We start from the raw sequence: 12,835 nt of genomic DNA, 5'->3' as shown, positions 1-12,835 counted from the left end.
ATCACTTATTGCTTGCCCCAGCCACCAGTTTGCGATTAAGGGGTTGGGTCGTAAGTTAAATCCATGATATCGCCAAATTTACAGGCTCGTTCAACCCAAATTCTTATTAGCCGGGAGCGGGATACACCGGTTTGTTCACTAAGCTGGCTCAGTTTATCAATAGTGCTTTCATTAAGGCTGAAAGTGGCCCGGCGCCTGGCTGAACAAACGGTCACAGGTAGCAGCAAAGGCGGGCCTGACAGGCTATCGGGTATCGCTGGAAGTGGCAGCCGGCGTTCGCCAGCTGCATAATGTTGCGCACCATCAATAAACGTTTCTACTGAAACGTCCAGCGCTTTAGCTGACTGCGTGGATCGTTTGAGACTGCACAGGCCCATGCCCCTTTTCCTCTTTGCTACGAGCGACCAGCTCATCAAATATACTGCGAATTTCGATTGCCGCTTTACCCGTTGGCTCGCTTTCCACCACTGATTTTCCTGATTCTTCAGAATCGTCATAGATGTTGCGGCTATATGTCACAGAGTTGAGGACCGGGATCTCAAAAGAGCGACAGACCTCTTTTGCTTCCAGAATCCGGCTGGCTAATGAAGGAAGAGAAGGGCACTGGGTAACCACAAACGCGGCATTCATTTTCGGATTTACCATCTTGCACGTCGCCAGCAGATCTTCCATATGTGGTACGGTTTTTAAATCCCGTCGCTTAGGGCGCAAGGGGATGAGTATGTGGTCGGCAACGGCCATAGAAGAGCGTAAAGCCAGATTATCCTGACCACCACAATCAATGACCACATAATCATAATGTTGTCTGAGACTAAGTAAATCGTTACGGATTTTGCCATAGAGCTGTACGCAGTTGATTGGTGCTAGCCCCTCACTGGCATTTCGTTCCTGGATCCAGTCTGATGTTGTGCGTTGGGGGTCGCAGTCAACAATCAGTACGCTGGAGCTTTTTTCTGTGCGCAGGTAAACAGCGATATTCTGAGCCAGACAACTCTTACCGCTACCTCCTTTTTCACCACCCACAAGAATTATCATATATGCAGTCCTCAATGTTTATGCACCGACATCATTATCAAAAATGTGCACATTGGTATGACTGAAAAAGCGAACAGTTAATTGCGCCGGCTTTGGTACAACAGGTTCGGTAACCCCGCTATCTTTCAGCGTAAAGCTGGGGAAGACCGGAGGCTTTGCGTCACGGGCTTTCGCGCCGTTTTGCCTTTTTCAAAACGTGTAACTGATACTATCTGCTGAACAATGATCTGTTCAGTAAATGAGCAGATGTAGACTATCGTATTTGATGTGTGGTTCACGCATGAAGGTCGATAGCTGAATATTAAAAGTCATACCTATCCTGACGTTAATGGGGAAAGCGCTAAATCATGATAAACTTCGTATATGCATCGCATCGCCCATTTTGTAAGGAGATTCTGTTGAAATGTTGTAAATTCCTATCCGCCTGCCTGCTGTTATTTTCTTCGGCTGTATTTGCGACAGACTTTACTGACAACCTGAAGGCTTTCCGTCAGTTATATGAAGCAGAGCTGGGCAGTGTCAAACCGTGTCAGGAAACACGGTTACAGCGCTATGCAGTGTGTGCGAACACACTGAGAAGTGATGGCAATGGTCCGTTTATTCTGCACCACGGTGCACCGACCCAAAATGTCGCAGTACTTTTTCATGGTTTAAGTGACTCACCGTATTTCATGCGTGCGATAGCGGCGAATCTCCATGCAAACGGCTTTACCGTGATTGTTCCGTTGTTGCCCGGACATGGCTTAAGGGATGCTGACGATGATATGGAAGACCGGCAGCTTGCAGAGCGCTGGCAACGCCATGTTGATGACATCATGGGGCTGGCGGATAAGTTTGGCGACGATAAGTTCATTGGCGGCTTCTCAACTGGTGGTGCGTTGGCGGTAGATCAGTATCTGGACGATCCCGAGGAGATAGCCGGAATCATGTTATTCTCCGGGGCGCTGGCATTAACAGACAACGCCGAATCCATGTGGAAGATATGGGGGATTAAAACCCTTGCCAGCTGGATTGACGGTCACTATGAAACGCATGGCCCCAACCCTTATAAATATCCTTCCGTTGCCGGTTTTGCGGGCCTGGAGCTTATGGATATCATCGATAGTATCCGCACCCGACTTGAAGCAGGTAAGCGTATAAAAGTGCCTCTTTTTGTCGCCCATTCGCAGGCTGATGGCACCACCCCCATTTCAGGCGTTCGTTCGCTGCTTGCTAACGCTGAAGCTACCAATACATTTTTTGAAATCGATGAAGACTATGACCTGTGTCATGCTGATCTTCCACTAAATAGTAAGCTGGTTGCAGATATGCATTTTAAGACCAGCATGGTTAATCGAAATGAGCGTTGCGCCGTGCCTAAAGCCAACCCGCTATACCGTCAGATGATGTTCATGCTAAATGCATTTATTGATGCGAATACGAAAAAAGGCGCGACCCAATACGATATAAACAGACCGGCGCCAATTGAGTTGCCCAAGCCACCTGCCGGTCTGACACAACGCGATACGAAAAAGGATGACTTAAAATAAAAAAAGCGCCCGCAACATGTGGGCGCTTTTTTCGTTTTAACCTGTACGTTTAATGGTTATTTTTGACGAGCCGCATAGCGCTCTACTTCAGACCACACGCGCAAAAAGTTCTCGCCCAGCAGTTTCACAATGTCTTCATCGCTGTAACCACGATTCAGCAGACCCTGAACCAAGTTCGGATACGCGGCCACGTCTTTTAAATCAGTAGGCAGGGAATCGCCCACACCGTCGAAATCCGAACCGATCCCAACATGGTCAATGCCAATCAATTCAACTACATGATCAATATGGTCTAATACTTCATCCAGTGAAGAATAAGGATAAGGATTTTCTTCACGGTACTGCTTTTCGAATTCATCAATATCAGCTTTGGTATTTTCCTGTTTACGTAAAAAGGCATTGGTGGCCTTTGCCAGGCCATCGCGCCACTGACGGGCTTCCTTACTGACAAACCCTGAGCCGAAGTTAATCATGACGATGCCGCCATTTTCACCTAGCTGCTTGATCATCTCATCACTCATATTTCGCTCAAAACCCGGCGTGAAATTTCTCAATGACGAGTGAGAGGCAATAACGGGCGTCTTAGTTTGTGCAATGACCTGATGAAATGCATCATCGGAGACGTGAGAAATATCAATCAACATGCCGATGTCATTCATGGCTGTTACCAGTTTTTTTCCGAATGGACTGAGACCTTTCCACTGGCGGCGCAAGTCGTAAGAAGAATCACTGATGTGGTTAGACTGTGAGTGCGCAAGGGTAATATAACGAATACCGCGCTTGTAAAAATGCTCCAGATTGGCCATGTCGCCTTGTATGGGGGAACCATTCTCCATTCCCATAGGCAGTGAGATCAGACCTTTTTTAAACTGCTTACGTACGTCTTCAACGCTCGTGGCAATGGCAAATTTGTCCGGAGCCCGGTAAACCATCGCCTCAACCAAATCGATAAGCTGGTGTGCAAGTTGTGTAGACTCTGGAGAGTTGTCCATAGACGCCGGTACATATACAGACATAAACGGCGCGTTAAGACCGCCGGCGCGTGCGCGAGGATAATCAAAGTCTCCGCCGTCGGTCGCCTCGGTAACATCAACCCAGTTGTCATGTACACGATAAGGGACATCAATATGGCCATCCACAATGATGTTTTCCTGGGCCAGCTTGTTGGCTTTGTCGGAAACATCGATGGCGTGGGCGAATGTCGCTGACACTCCCAGCGCCAGGGCTACGGCCGTTCTCACAACACAGTGCCTTAAAGACATAACAGTTCCTTTTTTATTGTAATAAGTTACAGGCGTCAGACGCCGGTGAAATTGTGCAGATTTTATATTGCCATGACGCCGTCCTGTTTCCAACAACGGGATAGTGGCCCAATGCGCGCAACGCCCTTAACTGAAAAAGTTGTGTGAATTGCTTGTCATAAAAAGTTAAAACTTGATATGGTTCTGTCGCGTGACTTACGCCCGTAAATACGGGATACTGACCGCCTCTGTCTGTTTCATGCCGGTTTCAGGCACCTGTCAGGGCAGGGCGATTGTTGAAGTAAATAATGTGGTAATTATCCTCATCTGAATAATACGTCGAAAAACGTTCAGGCGCAGACATGTATATGTGCACCGTGGTAACCACGTGGGCGAACGCAAATAATTACCACCCTTAACTGTTACGAGAAAAGATTATGGCGATTAACTACATCCCGCTAGATAAAGAAAAACATAAAAACACGAAATTAGCGGTGAACAATACCTTTGCGTTTGCAAAGAATACTCACCTGGCCGCGGCATCTATCAAAGAGTATGCGCAACTGGCTTCTACCATGCCTATCGTGTTCATCAGAGATCCTAAATCAGAGCGCTTCCATTCTGTTGCCATGCTGGGCATGGAGCAGGGTCAGAACCTGTTCTTAGCGACAGACCGCTGGAAGGGCCCGCACGTTCCTATGAATGTTATGCGCTATCCTTTTGATGTTCGTCCAGAAGGCGACAAGCTGGGTATCTACATTGACGAAAATGCAGAGATGCTGGGTGACGAAGGTCAGCCACTATTCACAGATGCTGGCGAACCGTCTGATTTCCTGAAAAACCGTCAGGAGTTTCTGGGTGAGCTGGCGAACAGCGAAATGATGACCCAGCGCTTCATCAAGCAGGTGACAGAACTGGATCTGCTCGAAGAAGTGCAAATTCGTCTTGTGTACCAGAACAACCAGCAACGTAATGTGACTGGTATGCTGAGCATCAACGAGAAAAAACTGTTGGAGCTGCCTGAAGAGAAGGTACTTGAACTTCATAAAGCCGGTTTCCTGGGTGCGATGTATGCAATGATGCTTTCATTAGGACAGCTTAATCGTCTGGTAGAACTGTCTAAAGATACTGAGAATCCAATTCAGAGCATGCAGATGAGCGTTGTGAAAAAAGAAGAAGCGCAAGAAGAAGCGACTGCGCAATAATCATCAGTAAACATAGTAAAAAACGGGCTGCAATGGCCCGTTTTTTTATTTATTTAAATTTTTTTGCATTTATTTTCCCCTCTCCCTTTCAAACCTGTACTTTTTTTAACCTTATTTTCAATGGCTTCACGCACTTACTGTATGTAAAACCAGTTAAATGCCAGACCTGACGCGGTCTCCAGCACAGTTTTTTGCTTGACAGTGGGAACGTTCCCTACCTAAACTGTCAATCAGTGGGTAAAAGTGGCAAATTGTGGATCAAGTGATTATGGATTTGCAGAACGGCACTCGATAAAACAAGAAAAACACAGCAAAAAATAAAAAAGGCTAGGGGAATGTTCCGCGGCGCTAATGCAATCAATCTGGACGCAAAGGGAAGGTTGGCTATACCAACAAAATACCGTCAACCTTTACTGGATGATTGTAACGGACAGCTAGTCTGCACCATAGATACACAACAAAGTTGTTTGCTGCTTTACCCACTTCCCGAATGGGAAGAAATTGAGCTTAAGCTCAGTAAATTCTCAAGTATGGTCCCCGCTGAACGTCGGATGCAGCGCTTACTGTTAGGCTATGCCACAGAAGGCGAAATGGATAAAAGCGGGCGATTTCTTCTTTCTTCTCCTTTACGCCAACACGCTAAACTTAATAAAGAAGTGATGTTAGTCGGGCAGCTTAATAAGTTTGAGATATGGGATGCCGATATCTGGGCAGCGCAAATTGATGCTGATATGCATACCGAGCGCGAAGGTAGTTTTGAGCTGACAGAACGTTTACAGGATTTTTCTTTATGACCAGTGAACTGGCTCACATTTCAGTGTTGCTTAATGAATGCATCGAGGGGCTGGCAATTGACCCTGACGGCATTTACGTGGATGCGACATTCGGACGCGGTGGTCATTCTGCAAAAATCCTTGAACAACTATCGCCACAGGGGCGTCTTATCGCTTTTGATCGTGATCCGCAGGCCATTAAAGCGGCTGAACGTTTTGCTGATGATAAGCGCTTTACCATTATTCATGAGCCGTTTTCAGAAATGGAAAATCAGCTTACTGAGATGGGCCTGGCAGGACAAATCAATGGCGTGCTCATGGATCTCGGCGTGTCTTCTCCGCAATTAGATGATGCCAGCCGCGGATTCAGCTTTTTACGCGATGGCCCGTTAGACATGCGCATGGATACCTCCCGTGGCGTCAGTGCAGCGCAGTGGCTGAACAATGCTGAAGAGCAGGATATCGCTCAGGTCATCAAAGAGTTCGGTGAAGAAAAGTTCGGTAAGCGTATCGCCCACGCTATTGTGAACCGTCGTCAGACGGCGCCATTAAGCCGTACAGCAGAATTAGCAGCACTGATTGATGAAGCGGTCCCGGTAAAAGATAAATACAAACATCCCGCTACGCGCGCCTTTCAGGGCATCCGGATTTATATTAATGCGGAGCTTGAACAGCTTCGGGTTGGTCTTAAATGCGCCGTCGCCGTGTTAGGGCCCAAAGGACGATTAGCCGTAATTTCGTTCCATTCGCTGGAAGACCGTCTCGTCAAACGTTTTATAAAAGAGCAGAGCAAAGGAAAAGCGGTACCGCATAATTTACCGGTAACACAAGCCGAAATAGATGCGGATAAAGTCCTCAAGCCCATCGGCAAGGCAATAAAGCCGTCAGATGAAGAGATAAAACAGAATGTGCGCTCACGCAGTTCGGTACTTCGGGTGGCAGAAAAGCTATGAGTTCCCAACGGCAGGATGCCCCCGAAGGCCAGTTACATCTGGCCTATCTACTGCTCGCTGATTTAACCCGCAATAAACTGCGGGTTTTGTTGTATTTAATGGTTATCGCTTCGGCGTTCGCGGTGATCCTTTCCAGTCACCATAATCGGCAGCAAAATATTGCTTTAGAAAAACTAATGCAAGAGCGTGATGAGCTGGATGTTCAGTGGCGCAATCTGGTGTTGGAGCAACGTGCACTCACCGAGCACAACCGAATTGAAGCCATGGTTGAAAAACAGCTTGATATGCATCGTCCGGGCGCTGAAGAAGAAGTGGTGGTAAGAATAAAATGAGTCGCCAGATAAACACATCAAAAAAGCGTAGTCGCGGCGCCCGTCAGAATGTAAAACCCAGTATGGTTCACTGGCGTTTTTTGACGGTTATGGGCGCGGTGGCGCTGGTATTTGTAGCCATTGCAGTGCGCGCCGCGTATATCCAGGTCATCTCGCCGGATAATTTGATTGAACAGGGCGACAGCCGTACCCTGCGTACCCGCAACATGCCCACCTATCGTGGACTCATTAGTGATCGCAATGGTGTCGAGCTGGCCGTCAGCGTGCCGGTACGCGCGATTTATGCCGACCCGAAAATTGTTCATGAACAAAACGGATTGGCCAAAACCCGTCGCTGGGAAGCGCTGGCCGATGTGTTGGGCCGCGATGTAGAGTCACTAAAGAAAAAAGTCAGCAATCCCAGCCGCCGGTTTGTTTATCTGCAACGCCAGGTATCCCCGGCGATGGCCGACTATGTCAGCGAACTTGATATTCCCGGCATTTACCTGCGCCGAGAGAGCCGTCGATACTATCCCAATGGCGAAGTTACGGCTCAGCTGATTGGTATAACCAATGTCGATGATACCGGCATAGAAGGGCTGGAGCGCTTGTACAATGACTGGCTGACGGGCACGCCAGGGTCCAAGATTATACGACGTGATGCAAAAGGTCGTCAGGTAGAGATTTTAGAGACCAAAGACGGTGAAGCAGCCGGCAACCTTACACTGACCATTGACCAGCGCATTCAGGCTCTGGCCTATCGTGAAATCAAAGAAGCGATGTTGTATTACCAGGCCACGTCCGCCTCGGCAATGGTCCTGGATGTTGAGACCGGTGAGATCCTGGCAATGGTCAATGCGCCATCGTTCAATCCTAATGATCGCTCAGATGTGTCCCCGCGCCGCATGCGTAATCGTGTGTTAACCGATGCTTTTGAGCCAGGTTCATCAATGAAACCGCTGGCCGTATTGTCAGCGTTAGAGTTTGGTAATGTCGATATTGGCGATACGGTAGACACTCATCCTGGCTGGATGCGCCTGGGCGGCAGTCTGGTCAAAGATCATCGTAATTATGGCGAGCTGACTCTGGAAGAAATTATCCAGCATTCGAGCAATATGGGTACATCCCGCCTGGCGCTGGGCGTGCCTAAGAATTTCCTGCTGGATACTTACTACAATATGGGGTTGATGACAGACACCGGGACTAACATGCCGGGAGAAAGCAATGGTATTTTTCACGAGCGCAGTCGCTGGTCTGAATTTGAGCTGGCGACCTTGTCATTCGGCTACGGCATCTCTGTAACGACCGCGCAAATTGCCCGCATGTACGCCACCATTGCAAATGGCGGCACCAAATATCCGCTGAGTATTGTTAAAAGTCCGAAATCCAAAGGCTGGAAACCACAGGCCGAGCGGGTGGTAAGTGAACGCAATGCCCAGGCGGTACGAAATATGCTGGAGAGTGTTGTACAGCGCGGCGGAACTGCTGTGAAAGCCGCTGTGCCGGGGTACCGCGTTGGCGGTAAAACAGGTACCAGTCGTAAAGCCGTGGCCGGCGGGTATGGCGAAGAGTATGTCAATATCTTTGCTGGCATTGCGCCATTAAGCGACCCTAAGCTGGTGACGGTTGTGTTAATTAATGAGCCTGGCGGGGATCTTTACCATGCCGGTGACACAGCAGCACCGACGTTCTCAGCCATAATGGGCGGCGCCCTGCAGCTTTTGAACATCCCGCCGGACGATAAGCAAGTCACTTCGACCCAGTGGCTCAGCGGAGACCAGCATGGCAGCTAATACCTTTACTCAGAGTATTCGCCCCTTATTGGCGAAATTCGGCATTGAAGCACCTGACATCAGAATCAATGGTCTGACCCTTGATAGCCGTCAGGTTTCTAGAGATTTAGCCTTTGTGGCGGTACAGGGACATAACCTGGATGGACGCGACTTTATCCCTCAGGCCATCAGCCTCGGCGCGCGGGTTATTATGACGCAAACTGACGACAGTGAAGCGCATGGCGCGCTGGAGATGCGCGCTGGAACGGTCATTGTTCATCTGTTTGATCTTCCCACGATGTTGTCGTCACTGGCGGCCGCATTTTATGATTATCCAGCCACCAAGCTTGAGACCGTCGCTGTAACCGGTACAAATGGTAAAACATCGGTCGTTCAGCTACTTAGCCAGTTAAAGTCATTGCTTGATAGCCGCAGTGCAGCCATCGGCACACTGGGCAGTGGGGTGTATGAAGGCACCACCACGCGTTGGGTGCCATCACCGGCAGATAACACCACGCCCGATGCCATTCATATGCAGCAAATCCTGGCAGACTTTGTGCTTCAAAAGGTCCGTCATGTGGCCTTTGAGGCATCATCACATGCGATAGTACAAGGGCGGTTGAGCCAGGTAAAAACAGACTTTGCTGTGTTTACCAACCTGTCCCGTGATCATTTGGATTACCACCAGACGATGGCTAACTATGCCGCCGCCAAACGTGCGCTGCTAAAACAACCCGGCTTGCGTGCAGCCGTACTTAACGCCGATAACAGAGAATATAAAAACTGGTGTGATGCCGCGCAGCCCGCTACTGAAATTGTGCTGACCGCTGTGGGACACAATTCCCCGCTTTTACCAGAACATCGCCATTGTTTAGCCACAAATGTGCAATACCATCAATCAGGCGTCCAGTTCAGACTGGAAAGCAGCTGGGGCACAACAGTGGTGAGAGCGCCATTACTTGGCGAATTCAACGTCAGAAATCTGCTTAGTGCAATGGCGGTTTTATTTTTACAGGGGGAGCGGTTTGACGATGTGGTGCGTGTTCTGCCCATGGTGGCACCTGTTAACGGCAGAATGGAAGTATTTTCATTCCCGCATCACGCCAACATTGTGGTGGATTATGCACATACACCGGATGCGCTTGACCAGGTGCTTACCAGTGCCAGGGCGCATACTAATGGCGAGCTGTGGTGCGTGTTTGGATGTGGTGGTGATCGGGATAAAGGCAAGCGGCCGCTGATGGGAGAGGTTGCCGAGCATAAGGCTGACCATGTGGTGATTACCACCGATAATAGCCGCTCTGAAGATCCGAAGCAGATCGCACAGGATATTCGGGACGGACTCACGCAGCCTGCGGCGGCCATCTATGAGCCGGATCGTGAAGCCGCGGTGCGCTACTGTCTGACTCAGGCAAAACCGGATGATTTAATTATCGTGGCAGGCAAAGGTCACGAGAACTATCAAATTATCGACCAGAAAAAAATTGATTATAACGAGCGGGCAGTGATTGCACGCCTGCAAGAGGAGTACAGCAAATGATAATAAGAACGCTGTCCTGGATTGCCGAAAAAGTACAGGGTCGCTTACAGGGCGATGATCGGGAAGTTGGCGGTGTAAGCACAGACACCCGAACACTGGCAGCCGGTGATCTTTTCATCGCCCTTACAGGGCCAAACTTCAATGGTCACCGTTTTTTGCAGCAGGCCATTGAAAAAGGCGCCAGCGCCGTAATCGCCAGCGAGCCGGTGGATGTGTCGGTACCTGTTATTTATGTAGAGGATACCCGGCTGGCATTAGGCGCACTGGGCAGTGCGGTTAAACAGGAAGTGAACGTTAAAACCGTGGCAATTACCGGTAGTAGCGGTAAAACAACGGTGAAGGAAATGACCTCTGCCATTCTTTCGCGCCGGGGCAATGTGCTGGCTACCGCAGGCAATTTCAATAACGATATTGGCGTACCGCTTACTTTGTTACGTCTTGAGGAAAATCACGACTTTGCTGTCATGGAGCTGGGCGCTAATCATCTTGGTGAAATTGCTTACACCACGGATTTAGTCAAGCCGGACGTGGCTACGGTGGTTAATGCTGCGGCATCGCACCTTGAGGGCTTTGGCAGCTTATTAGGTGTGGCCCGTGCGAAAAGCGAGATTTTTAAAGGCCTGGACAATAGCGGTGTAGCGCTGGTCAATGCTGACAGCCAGTTTTCAGAATTCTGGCTGGGTAAGTTAAAGCATCAGAAAACACTGACTTTTTCTCCTGACCAGAAGAACGACGCTGATTATACCGCCGAAGATATCAGCCTTGGTCTCAATGGTTGCGCAGAATTTCAGATGGTCACCCCGCAGGGACGAGTCAGCATTCAGCTCACTGTGCCCGGGCTGCACAATGTGGGTAACGCATTGGTGGCAGCTGCATTAAGCCTTCATGTGGGCGCGTCACTGGATGACGTGCGCGATGGGTTACGTGAAATGAGTCAGGTAAAAGGCCGGTTGAACGTAAAACAATTGTCAGGGCAGGTGCGTCTGCTGGATGACACCTATAACGCCAATGTCGCGTCAGTCAATGCGGCTATCGACACCCTTGCAAGCTTTAGCGGTATGAAGGTGCTGGTATTGGGCGATATGGCAGAACTGGGTGAAAAAGCCCGTTACTACCATGAGCAGGTAGGTGAATATGCCAGACAAAAAGGCATTGATCATCTGTATTCGCTGGGTGTGCTGAGTCAGCACGCCAGTTCGGTGTATCAGGAGTTAGGACAACACTTTACCGATGTGCAACCCCTGGTGGCATCACTTGAAAACATATGTGCAAGTGAACAACGTGACATTTCCATTCTGGTAAAGGGGTCACGCAGTTCAAAAATGGAAAATGTAGTAGAAGCAATCGAGGTATCCCCGCTGGGAAAGCTTGAACGCCGTCGGGAGCGTATGGCATGTTAATTTGGCTGGCTGAGTGGTTAACCCAGTTCGAAACAGGATTTAACGTATTTTCATATCTGACAATGCGGGCAATTCTGAGCACCCTGACGGCGCTGCTTATTGCGATTATTATTGGCCCCAAAATGATTCGTGCGCTGCAGCGTATGCAAATTGGCCAGACAGTGCGTGATGACGGTCCTGAAAGTCACCTTTCCAAAGCCGGAACACCCACCATGGGTGGACTATTGATTTTAGCGGCTATCGTAGCCAGCGTGCTACTTTGGGCAGACCTTACCAATCGCTATGTTCTGGTCACCCTTACCGTCGTGATAGGTTATGGCATCATTGGCTTTATTGACGATTACCGCAAAGTGATCCGCAAGGATTCCAAGGGCCTGATTGCGCGCTGGAAATATTTCTGGCAATCCCTGATTGCGCTGGGCGTTGCGTTATACCTCTACAGTACGGCCAGCTCTCCAGCTGAAACCAGTTTACTGGTGCCGTTTTTCAAGGACGTCTTTCCTCAGTTGGGACTGCTCTTTATTGCGGTAGTGTACTTCGCCCTGGTGGGAACCAGCAACGCTGTCAATCTGACGGATGGACTGGACGGTCTGGCGATTGTGCCCACTATTCTGGTGGCAGGCGCACTGGCGATTTTTGCTTATGTGACCGGTAATACGAACTTTGCTTCTTACCTCAATATTCCCTTTATTCCGCTGACCGGCGAACTGGTCATTGTGTGCACGGCAATAGTGGGCGCGGGCCTGGGCTTTCTGTGGTTCAACACGTATCCGGCACAGGTATTTATGGGTGATGTAGGCTCTCTGGCCCTGGGCGGTACGCTGGGAATTCTGGCTGTTCTGGTTCGGCAGGAAATTGTGCTGATCATCATGGGTGGGGTGTTTGTTATCGAAACCCTGTCTGTCATCCTGCAGGTGGGCTCTTATAAACTCAGGGGCCAGCGTATTTTCAGAATGGCACCTATTCATCATCATTACGAATTGAAAGGCTGGCCTGAACCGCGTGTGATTGTGCGTTTCTGGATCATTTCTCTGATTCTGGTTCTGGTTGGTTTAGCCACGCTGAAGCTCAGGTAA

Annotated in this window: 12 protein-coding genes and 1 riboswitch; of the genes, 9 read left to right on the top strand and 3 right to left on the bottom strand. The window is 49.3% G+C overall.

Going from position 1 to position 12,835, the window contains the following annotated elements; translation table 11 throughout:
* Positions 1-35: 35 nt before the first annotated feature.
* Both HHX48_RS10270 and HHX48_RS10265 read right to left on the bottom strand, forming a co-directional pair.
* Complete coding sequence (locus HHX48_RS10270; protein WP_191024813.1) at positions 36-377, bottom strand: ribbon-helix-helix domain-containing protein; 342 nt, start codon at positions 375-377, stop codon at positions 36-38.
* Positions 337-1,035, bottom strand: a complete 699-nt coding sequence (locus HHX48_RS10265) for an AAA family ATPase (RefSeq protein WP_191024811.1) — start codon at positions 1,033-1,035, stop codon at positions 337-339. Before HHX48_RS10265 ends, HHX48_RS10270 begins: the two co-directional genes overlap by 41 nt.
* A gap of 105 nt (positions 1,036-1,140) precedes the next feature.
* A riboswitch (cyclic di-GMP riboswitch) is annotated at positions 1,141-1,230 on the bottom strand.
* A 203-nt stretch (positions 1,231-1,433) separates the two neighbouring features.
* Between HHX48_RS10265 and HHX48_RS10260 the strand changes: the two genes are divergently transcribed.
* On the top strand, positions 1,434-2,564 hold the full coding sequence (locus tag HHX48_RS10260) for an alpha/beta hydrolase (RefSeq protein ID WP_223858273.1): 1,131 nt from the start codon (positions 1,434-1,436) through the stop codon (positions 2,562-2,564).
* A 56-nt stretch (positions 2,565-2,620) separates the two neighbouring features.
* On the opposite strand, the gene HHX48_RS10255 is transcribed toward HHX48_RS10260, so the two are convergent.
* Positions 2,621-3,826 (bottom strand): dipeptidase, encoded by a 1,206-nt coding sequence (locus tag HHX48_RS10255; protein WP_191024807.1) that lies wholly within the window; start codon positions 3,824-3,826, stop codon positions 2,621-2,623.
* Between the two features lie 416 nt (positions 3,827-4,242).
* On the opposite strand from HHX48_RS10255, the gene HHX48_RS10250 reads away from it, so the two are divergent.
* The 8 genes from HHX48_RS10250 (at position 4,243) to mraY (ending at position 12,835) form a co-directional block, all read left to right on the top strand.
* A complete protein-coding gene (locus tag HHX48_RS10250; RefSeq protein ID WP_191024805.1) occupies positions 4,243-5,010 on the top strand; it encodes a SapC family protein in 768 nt (255 codons plus the stop codon).
* A 335-nt stretch (positions 5,011-5,345) separates the two neighbouring features.
* A complete protein-coding gene (gene mraZ, locus HHX48_RS10245; protein WP_191024803.1) occupies positions 5,346-5,804 on the top strand; it encodes a division/cell wall cluster transcriptional repressor MraZ in 459 nt (152 codons plus the stop codon).
* On the top strand, positions 5,801-6,736 hold the full coding sequence (gene rsmH, locus HHX48_RS10240; protein WP_191024801.1) for a 16S rRNA (cytosine(1402)-N(4))-methyltransferase RsmH: 936 nt from the start codon (positions 5,801-5,803) through the stop codon (positions 6,734-6,736). The genes mraZ and rsmH overlap by 4 nt, the downstream gene beginning before the upstream one ends.
* Positions 6,733-7,068 (top strand): cell division protein FtsL, encoded by a 336-nt coding sequence (gene ftsL, locus HHX48_RS10235; protein WP_191024799.1) that lies wholly within the window; start codon positions 6,733-6,735, stop codon positions 7,066-7,068. Before rsmH ends, ftsL begins: the two co-directional genes overlap by 4 nt.
* Positions 7,065-8,840 carry a peptidoglycan D,D-transpeptidase FtsI family protein gene (locus tag HHX48_RS10230; protein ID WP_191024797.1) on the top strand — a complete coding sequence of 592 codons (1,776 nt, stop codon included), beginning with the start codon at positions 7,065-7,067 and terminating at the stop codon, positions 8,838-8,840. The genes ftsL and HHX48_RS10230 overlap by 4 nt, the downstream gene beginning before the upstream one ends.
* A complete protein-coding gene (gene murE, locus HHX48_RS10225) occupies positions 8,830-10,359 on the top strand; it encodes a UDP-N-acetylmuramoyl-L-alanyl-D-glutamate--2,6-diaminopimelate ligase (protein ID WP_191024795.1) in 1,530 nt (509 codons plus the stop codon). The genes HHX48_RS10230 and murE overlap by 11 nt, the downstream gene beginning before the upstream one ends.
* Positions 10,356-11,759 (top strand): UDP-N-acetylmuramoyl-tripeptide--D-alanyl-D-alanine ligase, encoded by a 1,404-nt coding sequence (locus HHX48_RS10220; protein WP_191024793.1) that lies wholly within the window; start codon positions 10,356-10,358, stop codon positions 11,757-11,759. Before murE ends, HHX48_RS10220 begins: the two co-directional genes overlap by 4 nt.
* On the top strand, positions 11,753-12,835 hold the full coding sequence (gene mraY / locus HHX48_RS10215) for a phospho-N-acetylmuramoyl-pentapeptide-transferase (RefSeq protein ID WP_191024791.1): 1,083 nt from the start codon (positions 11,753-11,755) through the stop codon (positions 12,833-12,835). Before HHX48_RS10220 ends, mraY begins: the two co-directional genes overlap by 7 nt.

The organism is Salinimonas profundi (assembly GCF_014750655.1).
Lineage (GTDB): Bacteria > Pseudomonadota > Gammaproteobacteria > Enterobacterales > Alteromonadaceae > Alteromonas > Alteromonas profundi_A.
Note: the sequence above shows the minus strand (reverse complement) of the source record. Positions and strands in the feature narration are given on the sequence as shown.